Genomic DNA, 26,509 nt, shown 5'->3' with positions numbered 1-26,509 from the left:
CACACCATCGCCACCGAGAAACACGTTCTCGGCCACTCCGGGGCAACTGTTCCAGCCTAGCTCGTCGAATCCGCCCCGTCAAAACTGGGCCGAATGATCAAGCAGGCGTTGGGATTTCGTCTGGCGCCTACGTCCAACCTCGTGTCCCTGGCCTCTCGGTCCGGGTCGGTGTCCGTGTCGCTCTGACTCGACAAAAGTTACGCGAACATCAACACAGCGTCAAATTCCCAGGTCAGCGGCGCGGCCCGTCGCACAGTCGCAGGTCGAGGGCGGCGCGCACCGCCCTGGGGGGGCGCGAATCCATCGAATCACATCGATGTGACTCGCGCCACCCCGGCGCGGTCGACTCAGGCGGACAGCACCTGGATGCCGGCGAAGTTCCGCTTTCCGCGACGGATCACCAGCCACTGGCCGTGCAGGAGATCGGTCGCCTGCGGCTCCCATTCCTCGTCGCTGATCCGCTGGTTGTTCACCGATGCGCCGCCCTCCTTGATGGTGCGGCGTGCCGCGCCCTTGCTCTCGCAGAGGCCGCTGGTCACCAGCAGGTCGACGATGGTCGAGGCGTCGCCGGGCCGAACCTGCGCGACCGAGGCCTCGGTCAGTGCCGCGGCGAGGGTCGACTCGTCCAGTTCGGCCAGCTCGGCCTTGCCGAACAGAGCCTGGCTGGCGTGCTCGACCGCGGCCGTGTTGTGGGCACCGTGCACCAGCGTGGTCATCTCCGCCGCCAGGCGGCGCTGCGCCGCGCGGGCCTGCGGCCGCGTGAGCGTCTCCTCCTCGAGCGCGGCGAGCTCCTCCTGCGTGAGGAACGTGAACCACCGCAGGTAGCGGACGACGTCCGCGTCCGCGGTGTTCACGAAGTACTGGTACCAGGCGTAGGGACTGGTCATCTCGGGGTCGAGCCACAGGCTGCCGCCGCCGGTCGACTTGCCGAACTTCTTGCCGTCCGCGGAGGTGACCAGCGGAACGGTGAGCGCGTGCACCGATTCCCCGTCCACCCGCCGGTTCAGTTCGACGCCGGCGATGATGTTGCCCCACTGATCGGATCCTCCGACCTGGAGCGAGCAGCCGTGCTCGCGACGGAGCTGCAGGTAGTCGTACGCCTGCAGCAGCATGTAGCTGAACTCCGTGTACGACATCCCGTCAGACTCGAGCCTGCGCTTTACCGTGTCGCGGGCCAGCATCACGTTGACGGAGAAGTGCTTGCCGACATCGCGCAGGAAGTCGACGGCGGACAGCTTGCCGATCCAGTCCAGGTTGTTCACGATGACGGCCGCGCCGGGGCCCTCGAACTCGACGAACCGCTCGAGCTGGGCGCGGATGCGCTCCGACCACTCCGCGACGGTGTCGACGGAGTTCATCGTGCGCTCCCCCACGTCGCGAGGGTCGCCGATGAGCCCGGTCGCGCCACCGGCGAGCACGATCGGCCGGTGCCCGGCCATCTGGAATCGCTTGAGCGCCAGCAACGGCACCAGGTGACCGGCGTGCAGGCTGGGTCCCGTGGGATCGAAGCCGGCATAGAGCGTGACCGGACCGGCATCGGCGTCGCGCCGCAGCACGTCGATATCCGTGGATTGCTGGATGAGGCCACGCCAGTGGAGTTCGTCGATGATGTTCACAGTCACGTGCTCGATTCTCTCCCACCCTGGACGACCGGCGCACGCGGGCTGCGGCGGTACGCGGAAACCGCGGGCGAGGTGGGATCCCAGATTCGCCAGGGCCACTCGGCCGCTCGGCTCACCCCGACGCGGGGGCCTACCGCGTGATCGATCATCGGATCGAGCCGCAACCGGATCACGGAATCGGTCGCGAAGAGGTCGGTCCCGTTGTCCGCCAGGCTGATTCCGAGCGCCTGTCCGAGATTTCCCGGCCCCCGTGCCAGGTCTCGATCGCGCTTGTCCGCGCCGCGGCGCCGCCGCACGATGTCCTCGCCCTCCAGCACCTCGGCCGCCCTGAGCAGCACCGCGCCCGCGGTACCGACGCCCGCGCAGGAGACGTTCATGCACAGGTGCAGACCGTGACTGCGGTAGACGTACAGCCGGCCTGCCGGCCCGAACATCACGGCGTTGCGCTGGGTCGGTCCCGGATAGGAATGCGCGGCCGGATCCGGCCACGGCCCCGCCTCGTCGCTGCCGTACGCCTCGACCTCGACCACTCGCACCGTGACGCCGCCCGCGCTGAGCCGGGCCCCGAGCACAAGACGTGCCGCCGTGAGGGGATCCGCGGCGGCCAGTTCTCGCTCCGACATCTCGCCGATTGTGCCTCGAAGTCGTGCCGACCGGGGTGTTGACACCCGACCCCGACCGGGCAGAGAATTCATCCAAGGATGATTTCATCAGTCGATGAATTGAGGCTCCGATGCCAGGATCGACGGACCGCCCGGCGATCGAGATCACCGATCTCGTCGTCCGCCGCGGCAGAAACGAAGTGCTGCACACGCTGAACCTCAGCGTCAGGAGCGGTTCCATCACCGGCCTGCTCGGACCGTCCGGCTGCGGCAAGACGACCCTGATGCGGGCGATCGTGGGAACCCAGATCGTCGAATCGGGGTCGGTCACCGTGCTCGGCGAGCCCGCCGGATCCGCCTCGTTGCGCCATCGGGTCGGGTACGTCACCCAGTCCCCCACCGTCTACCTCGACCTCTCGGTCCGCGACAACGTCCGGTACTTCGCCGCCCTGTACGGCCGCCCGGCGGCCGCCGCGGCCGAGGTCATCGACGCGGTCGCGCTCGGCGGTTACTCCGATCAACAGGCCGGGCAGCTCTCCGGCGGCCAGCGCGCCCGGGTATCCCTCGCCTGCGCCCTGGTCGGGGATCCGGAACTGCTGATCCTGGACGAGCCGACCGTCGGGCTCGACCCGGTGCTGCGGGCCGACCTGTGGGATCGGTTCGCGGACCTGGCGGCCTCTGGCACCACACTGCTCGTCTCCAGCCACGTGATGGACGAGGCCGAACACTGCCCGGAGCTGCTCCTGCTGCGCGAGGGCAGCCTGATCGCCCAGCTCAGCCCGGACGAACTGCGCACCGAGACCGGGCAGTCGAGCCTCGAGCACGCCTTCCTCACCCTGATCCGCAGCCGCACCGTGGGAGCGCAGCAGTCATGAACGCGAGGATCTACACCGCCAGCACCGGACGAATCCTCCGCCAGCTCCGCGCCGATCACCGGACCGTCGCGATGATCCTGCTGGTCCCCGCGCTGCTGATGACACTGCTCTACTTCCTCTACGTGAACGTGCCGACCCCACCCGGCGAGCAGTCGCTGTTCGACCGGATCGCGATCACCATGCTGGGGATCCTCCCGTTCGTGGTGATGTTCCTGGTCACCTCCATCGCGATGCAGCGCGAACGGAGCTCCGGGACCCTCGAGCGCCTGCTCACCACCCCGATGTCCAAGCTGGACCTGCTCGGCGGCTACGGCACCGCGTTCTCGCTCGCCGCCGCGGCGCAGGCGGCGCTCGCGTGCCTGGTGACGTTCGGGTTGCTCGGGCTCACGACGGCGGGCAGCGTCGGGCTGGTGGTGCTGATCGCGGTGCTCGACGCTGTGCTCGGCGTCGCGCTGGGACTGCTCTGCAGTGCCTTCGCCAGGACCGAGTTCCAGGCGGTCCAGTTCATGCCGGTGATCGTGATCCCGCAGCTGTTCCTGTGCGGCCTGCTGGTGCCCCGCGACCAGTTGCCGCAATGGCTGGAATGGATCTCGAACGTGATGCCCCTGAGCTACGCGGTCGAGGCCCTGCAGCAGGTCGCGCGGTACCCCGGCAGTACCGCGGTGATGTGGCGCGACCTCGGCGTTGTCGCCGGCTTCGCGGTCGTGGCCCTGTGCCTCGCCGCGGCAACGTTGCGCAGGCGAACGCCATGACCTCACGCGGCCCCACCGGGGCCGCAACTCGATCCGGACGCAGGCCCGGTAACCCGGACACCAAGGAGCTCATCCTCACCGCCGCCAGGAACCAGTTCGCGGACACCGGTTTCGAGAGGACCTCGGTGCGCGCAATCGCCGCGGAAGCCGGGGTCGACTCGGCGCTGGTGCACCACTACTTCGGCACCAAGCGAGCACTGTTCCTCGCCGCGGTGGCCATGCCTGTAGATCCCCGGGTGGTCCTCGACTCTGTGCTCGACGCCCCGATCGAGGAGATCGGCGAGCTGCTGCTGCGCGGGGTCCTCGGGGTCTGGGAGTCCCCACAGGGCACCGCCGTGCTCGCTGCCTTCCGCGCCGCGATCTCCGGCGAGTCGACCGGCCTGGTGAGCAACTTCCTCACCGAGGTGATCCTGCGCCAGCTGGTCGGGAGGTTCGACGACCCACCGGGAAGCGGCCCGCTGCGGTCGACCCTTGTCGCATCGCAACTGTCCGGGCTGTTGATCACCCGGTATCTGCTCCGGCTCGAACCGATCGCCTCGCTGTCCGTCGACGAGGTCGTCGCCCTGATCGGACCGACCCTGCAGCGCTACCTGACCGGAACGGTTGGCTGACCTAGTCGCCCGCGGATCCCTTGGCGCGCGCGAGCAGCGCCTCATGTTCTTCCTCACCCACGGTCCGCGCCTCGTCGACCAGCAGGACCGGGATGCCGTCCTCGATGGGGTAGGCCCGGTGCAGCCGCGGGTTGTAGAGCAACTCGTCGTCGACGAGTAGCAGGGGACCCTTGTCCTGCGGGCAGGCCAGGATGCTCAGCAGGGTGGGATCTAGCGCCACGGAAAGGTCCTCTCGAAACGTGCGGACGGGTGCGGATCGGCCGGGGCCGATATCGTCGGTAACGCTACCCGGCTACCCGGTCAGCGCCCGACTCCCCTGCTCCCGCAGCTCGGCGACCACCGCTCGGGTCAGGCGGCGGTAGCCGTCCTTCTCCGGGTCGTAGTACCACGAGCGCACGCTCGGCTTCGGCAGTCCCGCCGCCTTGAGTGCACTCCGCCGGGGACGGTAGGAGTTGCTGATCGCGATCTCCGGAACGACGTGGATCAGGTCCGGGCGCTGCCCGGGTTCGAGGTCCGCGAGCGCATCCGCCAGATCGACCGCACTGAGCGAGCTGTCGGGGAGCAGCGTCAGGGCGACCACGGCCAGCTCCTCGTCGCCGACCGCGACCCCGTAGGTGACCGCGATGTCCACCCGTTCCAGTCCACCGAGGGCGTCGACGATCGGCTGCCCGAACACCGGGCCGCGCTTGGCCCGGACCACGGCGTCCTTCTCGTCCATCACCCAGTAGTCGCCGTCGGCGTCCACCGTGAAGAGGTGCTCGGTGGGCACCCAGGCGTCGCCCGCGCCGAACACCCCGCGCATGGCGCCGCTGATCGCCTCGTTGTGGGTCGCGTGACCGAGCAGCAGCCCGACCTCCCCCACCCCGCACTCACGAACCAGCCCCTCCTCGTCGACCAGGTACTCGCCCCGGATCGGGTCGTACGCGGCAATCCGGACCGGCGTGCTACCCGGCAGCGGACGGCCCTTCGAGCCCGGCTTGGCACCCGAGACGTTCGCGAGGACCACCGCGCCCTCTGTGGAGGCGTAGAACTCGAGGACCTGCGCCGGCGCGAATCGCTCCATCGTCCGCAGCCACAGGCCGCGCGGCATTCCGGAACCGATGAACAGGCGGATCGGGTGCCCGGGGCCGACGGGCAGATCCTCGCAGTTCACCAGCTCGCGCATCATCGTCCACGTGTAGGCGACCACGGTCACGCCGTAGCGGTGCACCTCGGCGGCGAACTGCGCGGGATCGAGCCCCCGGGTCAGCGCGATCCTCGATCCACCGGCGATCGCGCCGCCGAGCGTGGCCAGGAGTACGGACGAATGATAAAGCGGAGCAATCGAGTACACCGTGTCACCGCGGCCCAGATTCGCCGCGGTCGCGGTACCGAATGCGGACAGCGCCCAGCGGTGGTTGGTGATGTGCTTCGCCTCGAGATGGCCGCCGGACCGGCTCAACAACACGAAGGCGAGCTCCTGTGCGCGTCCGGGATTCGGTCGGTACCACGCGGGCAACTTCACCTTCGACGGGTCGATCTTCTCGAGATCGATTGTGGCCGAGTCCGGTTCGGTGTCCAGAACCCGCGACTCACCGCCACCGAGAACCAGCACGTCGACCCCGAGTGCGGTGGCGGAGCGCAGGTTGTCCGGGTCCGTGATGATCGTCTGGACCCCGCCGAGGCGCACCGACGCGGACAGGTCGGCGGTCGGCGGCAGCATGACCACGACCGCGCCGATCCGCGAGAGCGCGGCGATCGCGATCAGCGCGCTCGGCCTGGTCTCCATGAGCACGCCGATGCGTTCGGCCGGGCGCACACCCGTCGAGATCAGCCCGCGGACCACGTTGTCGATTCGGGTGTTGACGGCCTCGTTGGTGTACACGCGGTCGTCGAACAGGAAGCACTCGCCCTTCGGCGATTTCGCGCCGGCCTCGGCCAGCAGTTTGCCCAGCGAGATCGTCGTGTGTGGCTGGATCTGACCGAGCCTGGCCAGCCGGGGCAGCACCCGCACCGCCTCCGCGGACAGTTCCCTGGTCCCGCGCACCGTCTGCGAGGTGATGTCCAGTACGCCCCTGGTGATACCGACGCCCACCTCGGCGATGGACGCCCCGGTGTGCAGGATCCTGTCGCTCACCGAGACGCCCGTCTCGGTCGCGGGCTGGTCCTCATAGGTCATCTCGTCGATGCTCTCGGGCCGGGGCCCGAGGCCCTCGCGCCAGCGGACCCATTCACCGGCCGTCGGCCAGGTCTGGGTGGCCGCGGCCGACCCCACGACGAGACCGAAATGGCCTGCCCGCAAGGTCGATTCGAAGACCTCGGCACGCGGCGCCGCCCGCCGGATCCCCCGCACGGCCACGGGCTGGCCGATGTCGTCGACCTCACCCACGAAGGCCAGGATCGGGCAGCTCAGCTCCGCGAGGGTGACCAGCCGCTCCTGGATGACGAATCCACCGGACATCATCCGGTTGTGCACGATGAACTGCTTGAGCAGCTCCGCGACGGCCGGACCCGACCAGGCGACCCATCCCTCGGTCGCCAGGAAACGCCGCTGCTGCTCGCGCGGCAGCAGGGCCTCCCGGTCGTGCAGCTGACGCAGGAAGTCGAGCCGGGATTTCGCGGTCTTGACGGGGTCGAGCAGCTGAAAGCCCGTGCGCGCCATCCATCCCGCGATCGAGAGCCGGGTGAACACGTGATCGGCGAGGAAGTCGGCGGCCCTGGTCGCGACGCCCTCGGGGATGCCGAGCGGGAGCGCCGCCAGCGTGTCGACAGGCGCCCCGAACGTGATCACACTGGCCAGGTTCTTGCACCGCCGGTAGGCGGCGGCCTGGTAGCAGAACATCCCGCCCTGGGAGTATCCGGCGAGGTGCACGTCCCGGCCGGTGTGCTCGTGCACCCGGTCGATGATCTCGCTGATGGCGACGACGTGGTCGGCCAGTGTGCGGTTCCAGCCGCCGTCCTCGCTGTCCGGCGACCCGAAGTCGACCACCCACGGGTCGAGACCCATCGCGTGCAGGACACCGACCGCGCCCTGGTCCTGCGCGACGTCGTAGACGTCCGCCGACATCATCATCGGCGGCACGAGCACGATCGGCGGCCGCGAGCCGTCGGCGGCCTCGTCCGCGAAGTACCGGCGCAGCCGGAACATCGGCTCCCGCTCGACCACCCGGAACTGCGAGGGACGGGTTTCCGTCTCCAGTCCGCCCAGGCGGATCACCTCGAGGCCGTTCTGAGCGGTGGCCACGACACGACGCACCGAGCCGTTCAGAACCTCTGGATACCAACTCACTTCTGCGTCCCCCCAAGGGATGATCGATGGTGACTCAGATCACACTATATTCCCCGCGCGCACGCGGTGAACGCACCCCACCGAACGCTCCCTCAGGGGTGGCTCACCGTTCGATCCAGGCACGACGCACGCGCGAGGCCTCCCGGACGCCGCCGAGCTGCCGGGCGACCTGTACACCGGCGGTGCCGCCCCGAGCGTTACGCGAGGCGATCGAACCGGCGACCGTGAGCACCTCACGCACCGCGGGGGTGAGCGCCGGGTCCACGCCCGCCAGCTCCTCGTCGGTGAGCTCCTCGAGGCCGACTCCCCTGCCCTCGGCGACCCGGACGCAGGCGCCGGCGGCCTCGTGCGCGACTCGGAACGGAACCCCTTGCCGCACCATCCATTCCGCGATGTCGGTGGCGAGGGTGAACCCGGCCGGGGCCAGCTCCGCCATCCGGTCGGTGTGGAACTCGAGGGTGGAGACGAGGCCGGTGATCGCGGGCAGCAACAGTTCCAGCTGCGCCACCGAGTCGAAGACCGGCTCCTTGTCCTCCTGCAGATCCCTGTTGTACGCCAACGGCTGAGCCTTCAGCGTCGCCAGCAGGCCCGTCACATTGCCGATCAGTCGTCCGGCCTTGCCGCGGGTGAGCTCCGAGACGTCGGGGTTCTTCTTCTGCGGCATGATCGACGAACCGGTCGACCACGCATCGGCGAGCGTGATGTAGCCGAATTCCGGGGTGCTCCAGATGATGACCTCCTCGGCCATCCTCGAGAGATCGACCGCGATCATCGCGAACACGAACGCCGCCTCCGCCGCGAAGTCCCGCGACGAGGTGGCGTCGATGGAGTTCTCCGAGGAGGAGTCGAAGTTCAACTCCGCCGCGATGGCCTCCGGGTCCAGCCCGAGCGACGAACCGGCCAGCGCCCCCGAACCGTACGGGGACACCGCGGCACGCCTGTCGAAGTCCTCCAGGCGCTGCACGTCGCGCAGGAGCGGATGCGCATGCGCGAGCAGGTGGTGTGCGAGCAGCACCGGCTGCGCGGCCTGCAGGTGCGTCTTGCCGGGCATCACCGCATCGGGGTGCGCGGCCGCCTGGGTGGCCAGGGCGTCGACGACGTCGAGCACCCCGGCCGCCACCCGGCGGGCCGCGTCGCGCAGCCACATCCGGAACAGGGTGGCCACCTGGTCGTTGCGGGAACGGCCGGCGCGCAGGCGTCCCCCGACCTCGGCGCCGACCCGCTCGATCAGGCCGCGCTCGAGGGCGCCGTGCACGTCCTCGTCGGAGTCCGCAGGCACGAACGCCCCACTGGCCACGTCGTCGGCCAGGCGGGTCAGCCCGTCCAGCATCGTCGCCAGGTCGGCGTCACTGAGCAGGCCGGCCTTGTGCAGCACCCGGGCGTGCGCCTGAGAGGCACGCACGTCGTAGGGCGCGAGCACCCAGTCGAAGTGCGTCGACTTGCTCAGCGCGGCCATGGCCTCGGCGGGACCCGAGGCGAACCGGCCGCCCCACAGCGCACCCGTGTTGGTGCCCCCGGCGGTCGTACCGTGCGAACTCTCCGACATGCCTACAGACCCAGGTCCCGCTTGGCCGCGACCTTGGAGGACAGGCCGTGGATGTTGACGAAGCCCTTGGCGTAGGACTGGTCGAAGGTGTCACCCTCGTCGTAGGTGGCCAGGTTGAAGTCGTAGAGCGACTCCGAGCTGCGACGTCCGTTGACGGTGATCGCGCCGCCGTGCAGGAACAGCCGGATGTCGCCGGTGACCCGCTCCTGGGTCTTCGCGACGAAGGTGTCGAGCGCCTCCTTGAGCGGCGAGAACCACAGGCCGTCGTAGACCAGCTCGGACCAGCGCTGCTCCATCTGCCGCTTGTACCGGCCGAGCTCGCGCTCGAGGGTGACGTGCTCGAGCTCCTGGTGGGCGGTGATGAGCACCATCGCGCCGGGGGCCTCGTAGATCTCGCGGCTCTTGATGCCGACGAGACGGTCCTCGACGACGTCGAGGCGGCCGACGCCCTGTGCGCCCGCGCGCTTGTTGAGTTCCTGGATGGCCTCGAGCACGGTGACCGGCTTGCCGTCGATCGCGACGGGCTTGCCCGCCTCGAAGCTGATGATCAGCTCGTCGGGGGTGTTCCAGTTGAGCGTGGGGTCCTGGGTGTAGTCGTAGACGTCCTTGGTGGGGGCGTTCCACAGGTCCTCGAGGAACCCGGTCTCGACGGCGCGGCCCCACACGTTCTGGTCGATCGAGAACGGCGACTTCTTGGAGACGTTGATCGGGATGTTGTTCTCTTCGGCGAACTTGATCGCCTTCTCGCGGGTCCACGCGTAGTCGCGGACCGGGGCGATGACCTCGAGGTCGGGCGCGAGGGCGCCGAAGCCGACCTCGAAGCGGACCTGGTCGTTGCCCTTGCCGGTGCAGCCGTGCGAGACCACCGTGCCGCCGTGGGCACGCGCCGCCTCGACGATGTGCTTGACGATCAGCGGGCGGCTGATCGCCGACACCAGCGGGTACCGGTCCATGTACAGCGCGTTGGCCTGGATGGTCGGCAGGCAGTACTCGTCGGCGAACTCGTCGCGGGCGTCGACCACGACGGACTCCACCGCGCCGCAGTCGAGGGCACGCTGGCGCACGACCTCCATGTCCTCGCCGCCCTGGCCGAGATCGATGGCGACGGCGACGACCTCTTTGCCCGTCTCCTTGCCGATCCAGCTGATGGCCACCGAGGTGTCCAGCCCGCCCGAGTAGGCGAGTACGACGCGTTCAGCCATGGTCTGTGTGCTCCTTCAGGTTGTAGCTCTTCACAAGATCTTCAGTTGTCAGCCGACGGATCCGAGGCCGTCAGGCCAGTTTTTCGATCATCTCGGCCAGCTGCGCGCCGGTGAGTGGTTCGCGGGCGATCACAAGAATGGTGTCATCCCCGGCGATGGTTCCGACAACCTCGGGCAGCGAAGCCCGGTCGAGGGCGCTCGCGAGGTAGTGCGCGGCGCCGGGCGGTGTCCGCAGGACCGCCAGGTTTCCGCTGGCGTCGGTGGACACCAGCAGCTCGCCGAGCAGCCGGGAGAGCCGGTCGGTGCCGCCGGAGACCCCGCGGACGGGGCTGCCGTCCTCGGGCACCACGTACACGCCCGCGCCGCCGTCCGCGGCCCGCAGCTTCACGGCCCCGAGCTCCTCGAGGTCCCGCGAGAGCGTGGCGTTGGAGACCTCGATGCCCTCAGCCGCGAGCAGCGCGGCCAGCTCCGGCTGGCTGCGCACCTCGTGCACCGACAGCAGCGCGGTGATCCGGGCCTGCCTGCCCGCTCGGGTCGGCGCGACCGCGACCTTCGCCGACGCGACCGCGATCGGCTTGACGCTCGTCACGGCCGGTTCTCCGGTCCGCCCTGCTGCTCGAACAACCACACCAGCAACGCCTTCTGTGCGTGCAGCCGGTTCTCCGCCTCGTCCCACACCGCGCTCTGCGGCCCGTCGATCACCTCGTCGGTGATCTCCTCGCCGCGGTGCGCGGGCAGGCAGTGCAGCACCGTCGCGTCGGGCGCCGCGTGCGCCAGCAGCGCCGCATTGACCTGGAACGGCCGGAACGGCCCGACCCGGTCCAGGCCGTCGTTCTCCTGTCCCATCGACGTCCACGTGTCCGTGACCAGTGCGTCGGCACCCTTGGCGCCCGCGACCGGGTCATCGGTCAGCGTGATCGTCGCGCCGGTCTGCTCCGCGCGGGCCCTGGCCGCCTCGACGATGTACCCGAGCGGCGCGAAGCCAGCAGGCGCCGCGATCGTGACGTCGATGCCCGCCGTGACGCCGCCGAGCAGCAGCGAATGCGCCATGTTGTTGGCGCCGTCGCCGAGGTAGGTCAGCTTGAGGCCCTTGAGCTCGCCCTTGCGCTCGGCGAGGGTCTGCAGGTCCGCCAGCACCTGGCACGGGTGGAACTCGTCGGAGAGCGCGTTGACGATCGGCACCGTGGACCCCGCCGCCATCTGCTCGAGCCGCTTCTGCCCGAAGGTGCGCCAGACCACCGCGTCCACGTACCGCGAGAGCACCCGACCGGTGTCCTGCAGCGTCTCCTCGCGGCCGAGCTGGGTGCTGCGGCCGTCGACGACGACCGCGTGCCCACCGAGCTGCGCGATGCCCATCTCGAAGGAGAAGCGCGTCCGGGTGGAGTTCTTCTCGAAGATCACGCCGACGCCGCGCGGGCCCTCCAGCGTCCGCTTCGCGAACGGGGACCGCTTCAGCTCCGCGGCGAGCGCGAGGACCTCCGCCTGCTGAGCGGGCGTCAGGTCGTCGTCCCTCAAGAAGTGCTTGATGGTCGTGCTCATTTCTGTGCCTCCGCCACATCGAGGATCGCGGGCAACGCCGCGACGAATCCGTCCGCCTGCTCCTCGGTGAGGATCAGCGGCGGTGCCAGCCGGATGACGTCCGGCGCGGCGGCGTTCACCAGGAACCCGGCGTCGCGGGCGGCGACCTCCACCGCCGGGGCCACCTCTCGGGTCAGCACGACGCCGAGCAGCAGTCCGGCTCCGCGGACATGATCGACCAGCGGGTGACCCAGGTTCTCGATCCCCTGGGTGATCGCCTTGCCGAGGGCATCCGCGTGGCTGATCAGGTCCTGGTCGGCGATGGTCCGCAGCACCGCGAGCGCGGCGGCCGCGCACACCGGGTTGCCACCGAACGTGGTGCCGTGCTTGCCGGGCCCGAACAGCTCGGCCGCCGCGCCGGTGGCGATGCAGGCGCCGATCGGCATGCCGCCACCGAGCCCCTTCGCCAGGGTCATCACGTCCGGCACGATCCCGACCGCCTGGTGCGCGTAGAACCAGCCGGTGCGACCGATCCCGGTCTGGACCTCGTCGAGGACCAGCAGCGCACCGCGGTCCGCGGTGATCTTCCTGGCGGCCGCGAGGTAGCCGTCCGGCGGCACGACGACGCCGCTCTCCCCCATGATCGGTTCGAGGAACACCGCGGCGGTGTCGGCGTCGACCGCCCGGTCGAGCGCCTCGATGTCGCCGTAGGGCACATGCGAGACGCCGGGCGGCATCGGCTCGAACGGGGCCCGCTTGGCGGGCTGCCCGGTGAGCGCGAGCGCCCCCATCGTGCGACCGTGGAACGACTTCTCCGCGGCGATGATGTTGGGCCTGCCGGTCGCCCGCGCGAGCTTGAAGGCGGCCTCGTTGGCCTCGGTGCCCGAGTTGCACAGGAACACCCGGCCCGGTGCGCCGAGGTGCGCGAGCAGCTGCTCGGCGAGCGCGATGCCCGGCTCGGTGGCGTACAGGTTGGAGGTGTGACCGAGCGTGGACAGCTGGGCGGTGACCGCCTCGACGACGGCGGGGTGCGCGTGTCCGAGGATGTTGACCGCGATCCCGGCCAGCAGGTCGAGATACTGCTTGCCGTCCGCATCGGTGACCACCGCGCCCTCGCCGCGGACCAGGGCTACCCGCGGTACGCCGTAGGTGTCCATCAGCGCGTTCGACCAGCGCTGCTGCAATGGTTCGGTCATGAGTCGAGGTCCTTCCGGAGCATCGCAGTGAGTACCGCAGCGCAGCGAGGAACGCAGCGAGGAGCGGATGGAAAGGCCGAGACGGGGAACACGGTCATCACTGTCCTTCCAAGTTCGAGGTGGCGGCGTGGGTGACCATGGTGCCGATGCCCTCGCCGGTGAGCAGCTCCAGGAGCACCGAGTGCGCCACCCGGCCGTCGATCACGTGCGCGGACGACACCCCGCCGTGCACCGCCCGCAGGCAGGCCTCCATCTTGGGGACCATCCCCGCGTCGAGCTTCGGCAACAGCAGTTCCAGTGCGGCCGAGTCGATCTCGCTGGCGAGGGAGGAACGGTCGGGCCAGTCGGTGTACAGACCCTCGACGTCGGTGAGCATCACCAGCTTCTCGGCGCCGATCGCCTCCGCCAGCGCCGCGGCCGCGGTGTCGGCGTTGATGTTGTGCACGACCCCGTCCGCGTCCGGAGCGATCGTGGAGACCACCGGGATCCGGCCGGCCTCGATCAGGTCCAGCACCGCGTCGGGGTTGACGGTGGTGACGTCCCCGACGAGCCCGATGTCGGTGGCGACCCCGTCGACCTGGACCGTGCGCCTGGTCGCGGTGAACAGGTGCGCGTCCTCGCCCGAGATCCCGACCGCGTACGGACCGTGGCTGTTGATCAGGCCCACGAGCTCGCGCCCCACCTGACCGAACAACACCATCCGGACCACGTCCATCACCTCGGGTGTGGTGACCCGGAAGCCGCCGCGGAACTCGCCCTCCATGCCGAGGCGCGCCAGCATGGCGTTGATCTGCGGACCGCCGCCGTGCACGACGACGGGATGGATCCCGACGGTGCGCAGGAAGGCCATGTCGGCGGCGAAGGCCCGCTTGAGGTCGTCGTCGACCATCGCGTTGCCGCCGTACTTGACCACGACGATCTTGCCGTGGAACCGCTCCAGCCAGGGCAGCGCCTCCGCGAGGACGTGCGCCTTCTCGGCGGCGGTGATGTGCTCGATGCTGTCGATGTGCCCGGTCATGACGAGTACGCCGAGTTCTCTTCCACGTACGCGTGCGAGAGGTCGGTGGTGCGGATGGAGACCTCCGCGTCACCGACGCCGAGCTCGATACGCAGCGCGATGTCGATGCCGGTGAGGTCGACCTCGCGGGCTCCTGGCGCGCCGACCCCGTCGATGCACACCGGGCTTCCGTTGAAGGACACCGATATCCGATTCGGGTCGAGTTCGATCGGAGCGATGCCGACGGCCGCGAGGACGCGTCCCCAGTTCGGGTCGGAGCCGAACAGCGCGGTCTTGACCAGACTGTCGCGGGCGACGGTCCGCGCGGCGACGAGCGCGTCCTGCTCGGAGGCCGCACCGGACACCGTGACGGTGACCCGCTTGGTGACACCCTCCGCGTCGGCCATCAACTGGTCGGCGAGGTCGTCGCAGACCGCGAGCACGGCGGCGTTGAGCTCTTCCTGGCTGGGCGCGACGGAGCTTGCGCCCGAGGCGAGAAGCAGCACGGTGTCGTTGGTGGAGGTCGCGCCGTCCACATCCAGCCGGTCGAAGGACAGCCGGGTCGCGTTGCGGAGCGCCTCGTCGAGCTGCTCGGCGGTGGCGACCGCGTCGGTGGTGACGACGCAGAGCATGGTGGCCAGCGCGGGCGCGAGCATGCCCGCGCCCTTCGCCATGCCGCCGACGTTCCACTTGTTCGTGTGGTGCAGCGCCGCCTGCTTCGGCACGGTGTCGGTGGTCATGATCGCGTAGGCCGCGTCGGTACCGCCGGAGATCCCGCCCGCCAGTTCGTGCACGATCTCGGTGACGCCGGCGAGGAGCTTGTCCATCGGCAGCCGGTCGCCGATCAGCCCGGTCGAGCACACCGCGACCTCCCCGGCGCCGGTCTCGGTGCCCCAGTCGCTCAGCGTCGCGGCGACGTGCTCGGCGGTCTGGTGGGTGTCCTGGAATCCGGGCGCCCCGGTGCAGGCGTTCGCCCCGCCGGAGTTCAGCACGACCGCGCGGAGCTTGCCGCCGGTCAGCACCTGCTGTGACCACAGCACCGGCGCAGCCTTCACCTTGTTCGTGGTGAACACGCCCGCGGCCGCGGTGTCCGGGCCCTCGTTGAACACGAGAGCGAGATCCGGGTTGCCGCTCGCCTTGATGCCCGCGGCGATGCCTGCGCCGCGGAAGCCCGCGGGGGCAGTGACGCCCTGGGTGCGCACGAGCTTGCCGCCGGCGACGGCGACCGAGTCTGGGATGACGGGGGTGGTGTTCACGGGGCGACTCCCACTGTCGAGAGACCATCGGTCTCGGGCAGGCCAAGGGCAAGGTTCATCGATTGCACGGCGCCGCCCGCGGTCCCCTTGGTGAGGTTGTCGATGGCGGCGACGACGACGAGCAGACCCGCGGCGTCATCGACCGTGACGCCGATCTGGGCGGCGTTGGATCCGATCACCGCGCCGGTCTGCGGGAACACGTGCTCGGGCAGCACGTGCACGAAAGGCTCATCGGCGTAGGCCTTCTCGTACACCGCGCGCGCCTCGTCCTCGGTCACCGAGGTCGGCGCGGTGCAGGTGGCCAGGATGCCGCGCGGCATCGGGGCCAGCACCGGGGTGAACGAGACGGTGACGTCGGTGCCCGCGAGGGCCGAGAGGTTCTGGATGATCTCGGGGGTGTGCCGGTGCACGCCGCCGACTCCGTATGCCCGCGCCGAACCCATCACCTCCGAGCCGAGCAGGTCCGCCTTGGGCGCGCGGCCCGCGCCGGAGGTGCCGCTGACCGCGACCACGGTCACCCGCGGCTCGACGATCCCGGCCGCGACCGCGGGCGCGAGCGCGAGGCTGGCGGCGGTCGGGTAGCAGCCGGGGACCGCGATCCGGGTCGCACCCGCGAGCTTCTCTCGGTGACCCGGCAGTTCCGGCAGGCCGTACGGCCAGGTCCCGGCGTGCTCGCTCTTGTAGTACTTCTCCCAGTCGGCGGCGCTGGCCAGCCGGAAGTCGGCGCCGCAGTCGATGATGATGGTGCTCTCGGGCAACTGCTTGGCGATCTCGGCCGAATTGCCGTGCGGCAGACCGAGGAACACGACGTCGTGGCCGGCGAGCTGCTCGATGGTCGTCGGCTCGAGGACGCGATCGGCCAGCGGCAGCAGGTGCGGATGATGTTCGCCGAGGGTGCTGCCCGCGTTGCTTCCCGCAGTGAGCGCGCCGATGGTCAGCGAACCGTCGCGGTAGGCCGGGTGCCCCAGCAGGAGGCGGAGGATCTCACCGCCCGCGTAGCCGCTCGCACCGGCGATGGCGACCCGGATCGGCGTGGACGCCGGGCCTGAGGAAGCTGCAGAAGTGACCATACGATTGATTATGCATCATCATGCAAGCCCATTCATAGCCAGGGCGCGGGCAGCCGTCAGACGACGAACGCGACCCAGTAGAAGGCCCAGCAGGACACCGCGGTCAGGGTCATGCCGATCGCGGCGATCCGCGCCCACCGCCGATGCCACGCACTGTGCGCCCCTGGACGCGGCGAGCCGCCGAAGTTCCGCACCGCCCGAACGATCACCACCGGCCACAGCAGGACCGAGAAGACCGCAAAGACCAGGTGGACCGACAGCACCGACCACACCAGGCTCGACGCCGAGCCGCCGACCACACCCGCCGCTCGCTCCTCCCATCCGTTGAAGCGCACGTCCAGCTCGAAGAGGACGACCGCCACGAGCAGCGCCACCCCGAGCGCGAGCTGTACCGACCTGTGCAGCCGGAAGCGCCTGCCGACCCTGACCTGGTAGATGCTCCAACCGAGGACCGCCACCACCAGGGCCATCAACAGCACCATCATGTCCATGGCCGAGGAGGCCCTCGTGCCGAGGAAGCCGTCGATCCCACTGAAGTCGTTCATCGCCGAAACCACACCCTTGTCCCAATCTTCCCGACACCGTGTCGGGAAGATGTGGTTCGGACGGTATCAGGCCGGACCGGCGGGCCCCGCGCCGGTCAGGACAGCACCGCCTCCCGGATCACGTGCTTGGTGAGCTTGCCGGACGGATTCCGGGGCAGTTCGTCGACGACGACCAGCTCCCGCGGAATCTTGTAGCGGGCCAGCTTGTCGGCCAGGTAGTCCCGCAACTCGTCCAGCTCGAGCGCCGCGCCGCCGACCGTGACCGCCACCGCGACCACCGTCTCGCCCCACTCCGGATGCGGGCGCCCGATCACCGCGACGTCGACGATGTCCGCGCGCGGGCGAATCGCCTCCTCCACCTCCTGCGAGTACACGTTCTCGCCGCCGGTGATGATGACGTCCTTGGTGCGGTCGACGATGAACAGGTAGCCGTCCTCGTCGACCCGCGCCACATCTCCGGTCCGGTACCAGCGACCCTCGAACACCTCGTCCGTGGCGGCGTCGTTGTCGAGATAGCCGACCATCCGGGTGTCCCCCGACAGCCAGATCTCCCCGACCTCGCCCGGGGCCGCGTCGCTCCCGTCGGGTCGCACCACCCGCAGGTCGATGCCGGGCATGCCCGCCCGGCCGATGGAGCCGGCCTTGCTCACCTGTTCGTGGGGGTACAGCGCGGTGCCGGCCGGACCCATCTCGCTCATCCCGTACACCTGGTAGAACGCGTCGGACCGGTAGGCCTGCGCCAGTTGCGTGGCGGTGCCCGCGCCGATGGGTGCGCCGCCGTAGATCCAGCGCCGCACGGAACCGAGATCGAAGGACGCCAGGTCGATGCCCTGGGCCCTGGCCAGCTGCCCCGGCGCGAGGTACGCGATCGGCGCCCCGAAGAACGCGGTGATGCGCTCCGCCTGAACGGTCTCCAGGAAGCGGAGCGGGTGGTACTCGCGCATCAGCACCGCGGTACCGCCGAGGAACATCGTCGTCATGAACCAGTTGTTCAGCGGCGACGCGTGCCAGATCGGCATCGCGATCAGGAACCGATCGTCCCGATCGAGTCCCATCGTGGCCGCGATGTACGGCGGAACGGTCGCGATCGAGCGGTGCGTGTGCCTGCATCCCTTCGGTGCACTGGTGGTACCGGAGGTGTAGAGGATCTGCGCGATCTCGGTCTCGTCCACCGGCACGCCCTCCCACTCGTCCGCTGCCTCGACGAGCGCGTCGAAATCCCGTGCCGGGTCCGATTCCCCGCCCGCCTCGGTGTACAGCCAGCGCACCCCGGGCGCCCCGGCCTCCACGATCGATCGCAGGTCCGCGGACGCCACGCCGACCCTCGCGCCGCAGTGCGCGAGCGTGTACTCGACCTCCGGGGGCGCCAGCTTGTGGTTGACCGGCACCAGCACCGCGCCCGCGCGCCACGCCCCGAAGGCCGCGATCACGAACCCGGGGCTGTTGTAGGTCATCACCGCGACCCGGTCGCCGTGCCGGACGCCCAGTCCGCGCAGCACCTCGGCCGCCCGCTTCGACGCGGCGACGAGTTCGCGGTAGCTGAGGCGCTCGGCCCCGTAGACCACCGCCTCCTTGTCCGGGAACTTCCGGCAGGTGCTCTCCAGCATCGTCGTCAGGTCCATGGGTCCTCCTCGGGTGGCGCCCGGCTTGTCGTCGCGGCCGGATTGCCGTCTACGGCGATTCGTTCTACAGTCGGGATCGACAAGGATTGAATCACGATTCATAGTTTTACGAAAGGCGCCGACGATGGCCTACCGAGCGACGGAGAAGACCCGCGCGGCCCAGGCGGAGCGTCGCGAGGTGCTGCTCGCCGAGGCCGGGAAGCTGGTGGCGGCGGGCGGATTCGTCGCAGCCTCGGTCAAGGCCATCGCGGAGAACTGCGGTGTGAGCGTCGGGTCGGTGTACTCGTACTTCGACGGCAGGGCCGACCTGCTGGCCGCCGTGTTCCGCCGCGGCGCGGACCAGGAGCTGCACGAGGTTCGGACCGCCGTCGCCCGGCACACCGACGCGGCGGACCGACTGCGCGCGCTCGTCGAGACGTTCGCGCGCCGCGCCATCCGGGGCCGTCAGATGGCCTGGTCGCTGCTGTTCGAGCCGGTCGATCCCCGCATCGACGAGGAGCGGCTCGTCTACCGCGGCTCCTACGTCGAGCTGACCACCGCGATCCTGCGCGAGGGCATCGATGCGGGCGAACTGCCCGAGCAGCACGTCGGGATCGCCGCGGCCGCGCTGATCGGCGCGATCAGCGAGTCCCTCACCGGCCGGCTCTCCCCAACCCCGGTGGAGCTGCCCGAGACCTTCTCCGACGACGACATCGTCGCCGCCATCCTCCAACTGTGCCTGCGCGCGGTCGGTTTCACCGCCTGACCGCAGCCGATACCCAAAAAGGAACCAACACATGACCGACACAGTCGCCTCGCCGCACCGCACCCACGAGGTCTTCAACCAGGCGCCCCCGCGCTTGGATGTCAACGAGTTCACCTCGAACGTCCCGCTCGTCGAGGGCGTGCGCCGCTACGACGCCGAGTGGGCGCAGCACGATCTCACCGAGGTCGGCGCGCTGGTCGGCACCGCGGAGTTCCAGCACGACGCGGAGCTGGCCAACACCGTGCTCCCGACCCTGCACACGCACGACCGGTACGGTCACCGGATCGACGAGGTCGAGTACCACCCGAGCTACCACCGGATCATCGGCGCGGCGGTCGAGCACGGCGCCCACACCTCCGCGTGGGCCGACCCGAGGCCCGGCGCCAACGTCGCTCGCGCCGCCACGTTCATGATGTTCGCGCAGGTCGAGCCCGGCCACTCCTGCCCGGTCTCCATGACCCATTCGGTCGTCCCGGCCCTGAGCTTCTCCCCCGAACTGGCCGAGCTGTGGCTGCCGCGCCTCTACGCCCGCGGGTACGACGGCGTCCTCGCCGCGCCAGGCCACAAGCCCGGCGTGCTGTTCGGCATGGCGATGACGGAGAAGCAGGGCGGATCCGACGTGCGGGCCAACACCACCCGCGCGGTCCCGAACTCCGACGGCAGCTGGTCGCTGACCGGGCACAAGTGGTTCTGCTCGGCGCCGATGTCGGACGGGTTCCTGATCCTGGCGTATTCGGAGCAGGGCATGTCCTGTTTCCTGGTCCCCCGGGTACTCGAGGACGGCACCCGCAACGTCTTCCGCATCCAGCGCCTCAAGGACAAGCTCGGCAACAAGTCCAACGCCTCGTCGGAGATCGAGCTCGACGGCACGATCGGACACCTGGTCGGCGAGCCGGGCCGCGGCGTCCGCACCATCATCGAGATGGTCTCGCGCACCCGCCTGGACTGCGTGTACGGCTCGGCCGCGGGCATGCGCCAGTCGGTCGCGGAGGCACTGTGGCACGTGCGCCACCGCGCCGCGTTCGGCGCGACGCTGATCGACCAGCCCGCGATGACGGCGGTCGCCGCGGATCTCGCGCTCGAATCGGAGGCCGCCACCGCCACCGCGCTTCGCCTGGCCCGCGCCCACGACGAGGACGCCGACGACTCCGAGAAGGCGTTCCGCCGGCTCGCCACCGCGGTCGCCAAGTACTGGATCTGCAAGCGCGGACCGCACCACGCCTACGAGGCCCTCGAATGCCTCGGCGGCAACGGGTACACCGAGGCGTTCCCGCTGGCCCGCCGCTACCGCGAGCAGCCGGTGATGGCGGTGTGGGAGGGTTCCGGCAACGTGATCGCCCTCGACGTGCTGCGGGCCATGACGCGCGAACCCGAATCCGTCGCCGCCTTCGACGCGGAGCTCGCGCTGGCGTCCGGGGAGTCGCGGTTGTTCGACGAACACCTCACCCGGATCCGCGGCGCGCTGGCCGAGCTGGCCACCCTCGACACCGCGCAGGCTCAGCTGCGCGCGCGTCCCGTGGCCGCCGCGATGGCGCTCGGCCTGCAGGGCTCGCTGCTCCTGCGCACCGCACCGTCCACGGTCGCCGAGGCCTTCCTGGCGGCGCGGCTCGGACCCGAGCGCGACCTCGAATACGGCACGCTCCCCGTGGGCACCGACTTCGGAACGATCCTGGACCGCAACTAGGCCGGTCGAGGCCGGTCGGGTTGCGGCGGAACCGTCACCCGACCGGCCCGCCGGTCGTTCATTCCAGGCGAAGTGCTGCCGATCGGCGCCGGCCATCACCGGGCTCGTCGGGGAATCCGCGCGGCTTGCGCTGCCCGAAGTTCTCCCAGATCGACACGATGAAGAGCATCGTGACTCCGATGAGGACGACCGCCACGGTGATGAAGACGACCGCGTAGCCGAAGACGACCCCGATTTCCGACCAGACCATGGCACTACCTCCACGTCTTGGTGATGAAGTTGCACAGTGGGATGGCTACACCGTACGCCGAGCGCTCTAGGTGTCCATGGACTTTCGGATCTCGTCGAGCTTGCTCTTCGCCGCCTTCTGCCGCTCGTCCCACTGTTCGGCGACGGTGCGACCCGCCGGGGATTCGGCGTCGAGCTCGGTCCTGCCTGCCGCCGTCCCGCTCCGGGTCTCGATCTTCTCGCGAACCGAATCGAAGGTCGGCACACCGGATTCGGTGTAGTCGGGTACGGGGACCGCGCCGGGCAACCCCGGACCCGTCGGGCCCGGGGCACCGGCCGCCGCCGTCGGGTCGGTCACCACGGGCACGTCGACCGGCATCGGCACCTCGGCCGGGATCGGCACGCCCGGCGCGGCCGGCACCTCACCGCTGATCGCGTTCGCGGCGGCCGCGACCGACGCCAGCGCGGGACGGCCCGCGGTCGCCGCGACGATCGCGCGCAGCAACTCCTGGTCGGTGAGCCGGCCCAGCCCCTCGGCAACACTCAGGGAATCGGTCATGACACCTCATTCCGTCGACTTGCCTGAAGGCTACGGCAGCCCATGTCGAGAGTGCACCTGCCGGGCGGCCGACCCGGCCGATGCCCCGCCAGGTGCACTCTCGGCGGACGGATCAGGCGCGGAGCTGCGCCCCTACCGCGGCGGACGCCGCAGCCACCGCGGCGTCGCGGGCCGTGGAGGCCTCGTCCTCGGTGAGCGTGCGGTCCACCGCGCGGAATCGCAGTGCGAAGGCCAGGGACTTGCGCCCCTCGCCGACCTGCGCGCCCTCGAAGACGTCGAACAGCCGGATCTCCTCGAGCAGCTCCCCCGCTCCCGCCCGCAATGCGGACTCGACGGCCGCGGTCGGCACGGACGCCTCGACCACCACCGCGACATCCTGGAGGACCGCCGGGAACGGCGAGACCCTGGGCGCCGGAAGCGATTCGGCGATCGGGAGCGCCGTGAGGTCGATCTCCACCGCGCAGGTACGCGGCGGCAGACCGCTCCGCTCGAGCACCGCCGGGTGCAGCTCGCCCGCGTGCCCGACGACCACACCGTCGACCAGCAGTTCGGCGCCGCGGCCGGGGTGCCAGGGCAGGTACTGGACGGCCCGGCGCTCGAGGTGCACGCCCGCCGCCCGCGCGACCGTCTCCGCGGCAGCGAACGCGTCGGACGCCTCGACGCCGCGGCCCGCGCCCCACGGACCACTCGGCTCCCGGAGCCCGGTCAGCACCGCGGCGACGTGGGTCGGCTGATCGGGCAGCGACTTCAGCAGATGGGCGATCTGGTCATCGCTCGGACGCCGGTCCACCGGCAGTGCCTGCACCGGCTTGGTGTCGGGACCCGGAAGGACGACCTGCGCGATGCCGAACAACGCAAGATCGCGCTGACCACGAGAAGCGTTGCGGGACAAGATCTCCAACAGTCCGGGCAGCAGGGTTGTCGCGAGCTCCGGACGATCGGATTCGAGCGGATTGAGCACCTTCGAGGTGTTGCGACGCGCGTCGTCGGCATCGAGGCCCCAGGCGTCGAACACGCCGGTGGGCAGGAACACCGTCGGCAGCACCTCGACGTACCCGTCGAACGCGAGCGCCCGGCCGACGGCGCGACGGCGACGCTGCTGCGGGGTCAGGCCACGGCCCGCCGGTGCCGCGGGCAGCACGGACGGAATCTGCTCGAGGCCCTCGAGGCGCAGCACCTCCTCCACCAGATCCGCCGGCTGCTCCAGGTCCGGACGCCAGGTGGGCGGGGTGACCACGAGCTGGCCGTGGCCGGTCTCGCTGACCCCCACATCCACACCGCAGCCGACCTGGGTCAGCCGCCGCGCCGCGGTCCCGTTCGGGTACGCCACGCCCGCCACCCGATCGGGCAGGTCGATGTCCATGCGGATCGGCGCGGGCTCGTCGACCCCGCCCACATCCGTGAGGACCGGCTCGATCCGGCCGCCCGCGATCTCCACGAGCAGTGCGGCGGCACGGTCGAGCGCCGCGGCGGGCAGGGCCTGGTCGACCTCGCGTTCGTAGCGCTTGCTGGCCTCGCTGATCAGCTTGTGCCTGCGGGAGGTCCGGAACACCGCGAGCGGGTTCCAGATGGCGGCCTCGAGCAGCACCTCCGTGGTGCCGACGCCGACCTCGGTGCTGGCACCACCCATGACGCCCGCGAGGGAGACCGCGCCGGTGTCGTCGGCGATCACCACGTCCTCGGCGTCGAGGGTCCGCTCGACCCCGTCGAGGGTGGTCAGCTTCTCGTCGGCCGCGGCCCGGCGCACGACCAGGCCGCCGATGAGCTTGTTCGCGTCGAAGGCGTGCAGCGGCTGCCCCAGTTCGAGCAGCACATAGTTGGTGACGTCGACCGCCGGGGAGATCGGACGCACCCCGGAGAGCAGCAGCCGGCGCTGCATCCACCACGGGGTGACGGCGGCGGGGTCGATTCCGGTGACACGACGCAGCGCGAAACGGGGCGAACCGGACTCCGGCAGTACCGTCAGCGGCCAGGCCTCGCCTGCCGACTCGTGCGTGGGCAGCACCGCGGGGTCCGCGAACTCCAGATCGAACCCGCAGGCCAGCTCCCTGGTCAGCCCGCGCACCGAGAAGCAGTACCCGCGGTCGGGGGTGATGTTCAGCTCGATGATCGTGTCGCCGAGGCCGAGCAGTTCGTTGGCGTCGGCGCCGGGCGCGGCCGTACCGGGCTCGAGCACGAGGATGCCCGAATGGTCCTTGCCGATGCCGAGCTCGGCGACCGAGCAGATCATGCCGTCGGACACCTGGCCGTAGGTCTTGCGCGCGGCGATCTTGAAGTCACCGGGAAGGACAGCGCCGGGCAGGGCCGCGACGATCAGGTCACCCTCGGCGAAGTTGCGGGCGCCGCAGACGATTCCGCGGGGCTCGGCCTCGCCGACGTCCACCTGGCACATCCGGATGGGCTTCTTGAACTCGGTGAGCTCGGTGATCGAGACGACCCGTCCGACCACCAGTGGTCCGGGGACCCGGTGCAGGACGTCGACCTCCTCGACCTCGAGGCCGACGCGAACGAAACCGGCGTCCAGCTCCTCGGCCGTCACCTCCCAGTCGGGGGTCGCCCGCTGCAGGATCTCGGTCAGCCACGATTGCGCTACTCGCACGTCTACTCAGCTCTCTCGTTCTCGAGGTCTCGATTGTCTGGGCATTCCGCAGGCTCCATGCCCGTCAGGCCTGGACACCGAAGGGCAGGGTGAATCGCACGTCGCCCTCGACGATGTCGCGCATGTCCGGGATGCCGTTGCGGAACTGCAGGGTTCGCTCCAGACCCATACCGAACGCGAATCCGGAGTACTCGTCGGGATCGATTCCGCTGGCCCGCAGGACCTTCGGATTGACCATCCCGCAGCCACCCCACTCGACCCAGCCCGCGCCGCCCTTCTTGCCGGGGAACCAGACGTCCACCTCGGCGGACGGCTCGGTGAACGGGAAGTAGTTGGGCCGCATCCTGGTCCGGGTATCGGGACCGAACAGCGCCCGCGCGAAGGCGTCGAGGGTGCCGCGCAGGTGTGCCATGGTCAGGCCCTTGTCGACCGCGAGGCCCTCGAGCTGGGAGAAGACCGGTGTGTGCGTCGAGTCCAGCTCATCGGTCCGGAAGGTGCGACCGGGGCACACCACATAGATCGGGACCTCACGCGAGAGCATGGTCCGGACCTGCACCGGCGAGGTGTGCGTGCGGAGAACCTGCCGCGAACCCTCGGGCGCGATGTGGAAGGTGTCCTGCATCGTCCGGGCGGGGTGGTCCGGCAGGAAGTTGAGCGCGTCGAAGTTGAAGTGCTCGGTCTCGACCTCGGGCCCTTCGGCGATCTCCCAGCCCATCGCCACGAACACGTCGGAGACCTGCTCGGAGATGATGGTGATGGGGTGCCGGGCGCCGACCGGACGGCGTCCGACGGGCAGCGACACGTCGATCGCCTCCGCGACGAGCACCGCGGCGTCGCGTTCGGCCAGCAGCACCTCGCGGCGGGCGTCGAAGGCCGTGGTGGCCCTGGTGCGCGCCGCGTTGACCCGCTTGCCCGCGTCGGCCTTCTCCTTGCCGGGCAGCGAGCCGAGGGCGCGCCGGACGAGGGACAGCGGCGCCTTGTCGCCCAGGTGGTCGATCTTCGCCTTGGCCAGTGCGTCGAGGTCGCCTGCGGCGGCGAATGCCGACTCGGCCCGCTCGGCCGCGGCACCGAGCGCGTCTTCGGTCAGCGCGTCGGTGTCGATCGGTCCTGAACTCTCGGCCTCGTTCTTTGCCACGGCTGGTCAAACTCCTCGTCGATGGTCGTCGCGCCGCGCGCACCCGGCGCGCGGCAGAACAATCCTAGGTTGTCGGTCGGTCCTGCCGATGCTGCACCCGCGCGCTCGCGTAGAGGCAGATGGCGGCCGCGGTCGCCAGGTTCAGGCTCTCCGCGCGGCCGCGGATGGGAATCCGCACCCGGTGGTCGGCCCTGGCGGCGATCGCCGGGTCCAGGCCGTGCGCCTCGTTGCCGAACAGCCACGCGGTCGGCCTGGCCAGCAACTCGTCCGCGTCGTCGAGGTCGACCTCGCCGTCGGCGGCGGTCGCCAGGATCTGCACCCCCGCGGCGGTGATCTGCTCGAGCACGTGCGCCACGTCGCGCTCCCGCGCGATCGGCAGGTGGAACACGCTGCCTGCGGAGGACCGGACGCATTTGCCGTTGTGCGGATCGACGCTGTCGCCGGCCAGGATCGCGGCGTCGGCTCCGACCGCGTCCGCCACCCTGATCACCGTTCCCGCGTTGCCGGGTTCGGACACCGCGACAGGGACGGCCAGCAATGTGGGCGATCCCGCCAACGCCTCGTCCAGCGGGATGTCGAGCAGTCCGCAGACCGCGACCAGCCCCGGCGGGGTCACCGTGTCGCTGAGCGACTTGGCAGCCCGCTCGGTGATCGGCGAGACCCGCACACCCGCGGCCGCGGCCGCGGTGACGAGGTCGCCGTATCGCGCGCCCGCATCCTCGGTGTGGAAGAGTTCCTCCACCCGGCCGGTGGCGAGCGCCGCGGTCACCGAGTTCGCGCCCTCGGCCAGGAAACGCCCCGCCTTCTTGCGCTCGGCGCCGCGCAACAGCTTGACAGCAGAAACGACCCGTGGAGTCCGCTCGGTGAACGGGTCCAC

At 70.2% G+C, this 26,509-nt stretch carries 24 protein-coding genes; 5 read left to right on the top strand and 19 right to left on the bottom strand.

Annotated elements, in window-relative coordinates:
* Positions 1-347: 347 nt before the first annotated feature.
* Both tyrS and ACFQS9_RS14090 read right to left on the bottom strand, forming a co-directional pair.
* On the bottom strand, positions 348-1,622 hold the full coding sequence (tyrS, locus tag ACFQS9_RS14095; protein ID WP_378405657.1) for a tyrosine--tRNA ligase: 1,275 nt from the start codon (positions 1,620-1,622) through the stop codon (positions 348-350).
* Complete coding sequence (locus ACFQS9_RS14090; RefSeq protein WP_378405655.1) at positions 1,619-2,245, bottom strand: DNA-3-methyladenine glycosylase; 627 nt, start codon at positions 2,243-2,245, stop codon at positions 1,619-1,621. The genes tyrS and ACFQS9_RS14090 overlap by 4 nt, the downstream gene beginning before the upstream one ends.
* A 110-nt stretch (positions 2,246-2,355) precedes the next feature.
* On the opposite strand from ACFQS9_RS14090, the gene ACFQS9_RS14085 reads away from it, so the two are divergent.
* The 3 genes from ACFQS9_RS14085 to ACFQS9_RS14075 are packed head-to-tail and all read left to right on the top strand — an operon-like array spanning position 2,356 to position 4,462.
* Positions 2,356-3,099, top strand: a complete 744-nt coding sequence (locus ACFQS9_RS14085) for an ABC transporter ATP-binding protein (protein WP_378405653.1) — start codon at positions 2,356-2,358, stop codon at positions 3,097-3,099.
* Positions 3,096-3,851: an ABC transporter permease gene (locus tag ACFQS9_RS14080; protein WP_027503212.1), complete on the top strand. Its 756-nt coding sequence runs from the start codon at positions 3,096-3,098 to the stop codon at positions 3,849-3,851. Before ACFQS9_RS14085 ends, ACFQS9_RS14080 begins: the two co-directional genes overlap by 4 nt.
* Positions 3,848-4,462 (top strand): TetR/AcrR family transcriptional regulator, encoded by a 615-nt coding sequence (locus ACFQS9_RS14075; RefSeq protein ID WP_378405651.1) that lies wholly within the window; start codon positions 3,848-3,850, stop codon positions 4,460-4,462. The genes ACFQS9_RS14080 and ACFQS9_RS14075 overlap by 4 nt, the downstream gene beginning before the upstream one ends.
* 1 nt (position 4,463) lies before the next feature.
* Here the strand turns inward: ACFQS9_RS14075 and ACFQS9_RS14070 are convergent, their stop codons facing one another.
* From ACFQS9_RS14070 to ACFQS9_RS14015, 12 genes are all read right to left on the bottom strand, one after another.
* A complete protein-coding gene (locus ACFQS9_RS14070) occupies positions 4,464-4,682 on the bottom strand; it encodes a Trm112 family protein (RefSeq protein ID WP_378405649.1) in 219 nt (72 codons plus the stop codon).
* 72 nt (positions 4,683-4,754) lie between these two features.
* Positions 4,755-7,730, bottom strand: coding sequence for an acyl-CoA synthetase (locus ACFQS9_RS14065; protein ID WP_378405648.1), 2,976 nt, complete (start codon positions 7,728-7,730; stop codon positions 4,755-4,757).
* Between the two features lie 103 nt (positions 7,731-7,833).
* Positions 7,834-9,276: an argininosuccinate lyase gene (gene argH, locus ACFQS9_RS14060; RefSeq protein ID WP_378405647.1), complete on the bottom strand. Its 1,443-nt coding sequence runs from the start codon at positions 9,274-9,276 to the stop codon at positions 7,834-7,836.
* Between the two features lie 2 nt (positions 9,277-9,278).
* On the bottom strand, positions 9,279-10,478 hold the full coding sequence (locus ACFQS9_RS14055) for an argininosuccinate synthase (protein ID WP_378405645.1): 1,200 nt from the start codon (positions 10,476-10,478) through the stop codon (positions 9,279-9,281).
* Between the two features lie 70 nt (positions 10,479-10,548).
* Positions 10,549-11,067, bottom strand: a complete 519-nt coding sequence (locus ACFQS9_RS14050; RefSeq protein WP_378405643.1) for an arginine repressor — start codon at positions 11,065-11,067, stop codon at positions 10,549-10,551.
* Positions 11,064-12,017 carry an ornithine carbamoyltransferase gene (argF, locus tag ACFQS9_RS14045; protein WP_378405641.1) on the bottom strand — a complete coding sequence of 318 codons (954 nt, stop codon included), beginning with the start codon at positions 12,015-12,017 and terminating at the stop codon, positions 11,064-11,066. The genes ACFQS9_RS14050 and argF overlap by 4 nt, the downstream gene beginning before the upstream one ends.
* Positions 12,014-13,192 carry an acetylornithine transaminase gene (locus ACFQS9_RS14040; RefSeq protein WP_378405639.1) on the bottom strand — a complete coding sequence of 393 codons (1,179 nt, stop codon included), beginning with the start codon at positions 13,190-13,192 and terminating at the stop codon, positions 12,014-12,016. The genes argF and ACFQS9_RS14040 overlap by 4 nt, the downstream gene beginning before the upstream one ends.
* 97 nt (positions 13,193-13,289) lie before the next feature.
* Positions 13,290-14,210: an acetylglutamate kinase gene (gene argB / locus ACFQS9_RS14035; protein WP_378405637.1), complete on the bottom strand. Its 921-nt coding sequence runs from the start codon at positions 14,208-14,210 to the stop codon at positions 13,290-13,292.
* On the bottom strand, positions 14,207-15,445 hold the full coding sequence (argJ, locus tag ACFQS9_RS14030; RefSeq protein WP_378405635.1) for a bifunctional glutamate N-acetyltransferase/amino-acid acetyltransferase ArgJ: 1,239 nt from the start codon (positions 15,443-15,445) through the stop codon (positions 14,207-14,209). Before argJ ends, argB begins: the two co-directional genes overlap by 4 nt.
* Positions 15,442-16,515, bottom strand: coding sequence for an N-acetyl-gamma-glutamyl-phosphate reductase (gene argC / locus ACFQS9_RS14025; protein WP_378405633.1), 1,074 nt, complete (start codon positions 16,513-16,515; stop codon positions 15,442-15,444). The genes argJ and argC overlap by 4 nt, the downstream gene beginning before the upstream one ends.
* Before the next feature lie 56 nt (positions 16,516-16,571).
* Complete coding sequence (locus tag ACFQS9_RS14020) at positions 16,572-17,060, bottom strand: DUF420 domain-containing protein (RefSeq protein WP_378405631.1); 489 nt, start codon at positions 17,058-17,060, stop codon at positions 16,572-16,574.
* A 95-nt stretch (positions 17,061-17,155) separates the two neighbouring features.
* Positions 17,156-18,682 (bottom strand): class I adenylate-forming enzyme family protein, encoded by a 1,527-nt coding sequence (locus tag ACFQS9_RS14015; protein WP_378405629.1) that lies wholly within the window; start codon positions 18,680-18,682, stop codon positions 17,156-17,158.
* Positions 18,683-18,806: 124 nt separating this feature from the next.
* On the opposite strand from ACFQS9_RS14015, the gene ACFQS9_RS14010 reads away from it, so the two are divergent.
* Both ACFQS9_RS14010 and ACFQS9_RS14005 read left to right on the top strand, forming a co-directional pair.
* On the top strand, positions 18,807-19,427 hold the full coding sequence (locus ACFQS9_RS14010) for a TetR/AcrR family transcriptional regulator (RefSeq protein WP_378405627.1): 621 nt from the start codon (positions 18,807-18,809) through the stop codon (positions 19,425-19,427).
* Positions 19,428-19,458: 31 nt separating this feature from the next.
* Positions 19,459-21,111 carry an acyl-CoA dehydrogenase family protein gene (locus ACFQS9_RS14005; RefSeq protein WP_378405624.1) on the top strand — a complete coding sequence of 551 codons (1,653 nt, stop codon included), beginning with the start codon at positions 19,459-19,461 and terminating at the stop codon, positions 21,109-21,111.
* Between the two features lie 58 nt (positions 21,112-21,169).
* On the opposite strand, the gene ACFQS9_RS14000 is transcribed toward ACFQS9_RS14005, so the two are convergent.
* The 5 genes from ACFQS9_RS14000 to ACFQS9_RS13980 form a co-directional block, all read right to left on the bottom strand.
* Complete coding sequence (locus ACFQS9_RS14000) at positions 21,170-21,361, bottom strand: hypothetical protein (protein WP_378405622.1); 192 nt, start codon at positions 21,359-21,361, stop codon at positions 21,170-21,172.
* A gap of 66 nt (positions 21,362-21,427) precedes the next feature.
* Complete coding sequence (locus ACFQS9_RS13995; RefSeq protein WP_378405620.1) at positions 21,428-21,898, bottom strand: hypothetical protein; 471 nt, start codon at positions 21,896-21,898, stop codon at positions 21,428-21,430.
* 112 nt (positions 21,899-22,010) lie between these two features.
* Positions 22,011-24,497 carry a phenylalanine--tRNA ligase subunit beta gene (pheT, locus tag ACFQS9_RS13990; protein ID WP_378405618.1) on the bottom strand — a complete coding sequence of 829 codons (2,487 nt, stop codon included), beginning with the start codon at positions 24,495-24,497 and terminating at the stop codon, positions 22,011-22,013.
* Positions 24,498-24,561: 64 nt separating this feature from the next.
* Positions 24,562-25,632: a phenylalanine--tRNA ligase subunit alpha gene (pheS, locus tag ACFQS9_RS13985; RefSeq protein ID WP_378405616.1), complete on the bottom strand. Its 1,071-nt coding sequence runs from the start codon at positions 25,630-25,632 to the stop codon at positions 24,562-24,564.
* Between the two features lie 64 nt (positions 25,633-25,696).
* The gene (locus ACFQS9_RS13980; protein WP_378405614.1) at positions 25,697-26,509 is read right to left on the bottom strand and encodes a TrmH family RNA methyltransferase; all 813 of its coding nucleotides are present in this window, start codon (positions 26,507-26,509) and stop codon (positions 25,697-25,699) included.

Source organism: Rhodococcus daqingensis (genome assembly GCF_042665615.1).
Classification (GTDB): domain Bacteria; phylum Actinomycetota; class Actinomycetes; order Mycobacteriales; family Mycobacteriaceae; genus Rhodococcus_G; species Rhodococcus_G daqingensis.
The sequence above is the reverse complement of the archived record's forward strand: the minus strand, read 5'-3'. Positions and strand labels throughout refer to the sequence as shown.

Coding starts and splice junctions, on each gene's coding strand:
- ACFQS9_RS14090 (WP_378405655.1), bottom strand. CDS start 2,245: ATGTCGGAGCGAGAACTGGCCGCCGCGGATCCCCTCACGGCGGCACGT.
- ACFQS9_RS14085 (WP_378405653.1), top strand. CDS start 2,356: ATGCCAGGATCGACGGACCGCCCGGCGATCGAGATCACCGATCTCGTC.
- ACFQS9_RS14080 (WP_027503212.1), top strand. CDS start 3,096: ATGAACGCGAGGATCTACACCGCCAGCACCGGACGAATCCTCCGCCAG.
- ACFQS9_RS14075 (WP_378405651.1), top strand. CDS start 3,848: ATGACCTCACGCGGCCCCACCGGGGCCGCAACTCGATCCGGACGCAGG.
- argH (WP_378405647.1), bottom strand. CDS start 9,276: ATGTCGGAGAGTTCGCACGGTACGACCGCCGGGGGCACCAACACGGGT.
- ACFQS9_RS14055 (WP_378405645.1), bottom strand. CDS start 10,478: ATGGCTGAACGCGTCGTACTCGCCTACTCGGGCGGGCTGGACACCTCG.
- argF (WP_378405641.1), bottom strand. CDS start 12,017: ATGAGCACGACCATCAAGCACTTCTTGAGGGACGACGACCTGACGCCC.
- ACFQS9_RS14040 (WP_378405639.1), bottom strand. CDS start 13,192: ATGACCGAACCATTGCAGCAGCGCTGGTCGAACGCGCTGATGGACACC.
- argB (WP_378405637.1), bottom strand. CDS start 14,210: ATGACCGGGCACATCGACAGCATCGAGCACATCACCGCCGCCGAGAAG.
- argC (WP_378405633.1), bottom strand. CDS start 16,515: ATGGTCACTTCTGCAGCTTCCTCAGGCCCGGCGTCCACGCCGATCCGG.
- ACFQS9_RS14020 (WP_378405631.1), bottom strand. CDS start 17,060: ATGAACGACTTCAGTGGGATCGACGGCTTCCTCGGCACGAGGGCCTCC.
- ACFQS9_RS14015 (WP_378405629.1), bottom strand. CDS start 18,682: ATGGACCTGACGACGATGCTGGAGAGCACCTGCCGGAAGTTCCCGGAC.
- ACFQS9_RS14010 (WP_378405627.1), top strand. CDS start 18,807: ATGGCCTACCGAGCGACGGAGAAGACCCGCGCGGCCCAGGCGGAGCGT.
- ACFQS9_RS14005 (WP_378405624.1), top strand. CDS start 19,459: ATGACCGACACAGTCGCCTCGCCGCACCGCACCCACGAGGTCTTCAAC.
- ACFQS9_RS14000 (WP_378405622.1), bottom strand. CDS start 21,361: ATGGTCTGGTCGGAAATCGGGGTCGTCTTCGGCTACGCGGTCGTCTTC.
- ACFQS9_RS13995 (WP_378405620.1), bottom strand. CDS start 21,898: ATGACCGATTCCCTGAGTGTTGCCGAGGGGCTGGGCCGGCTCACCGAC.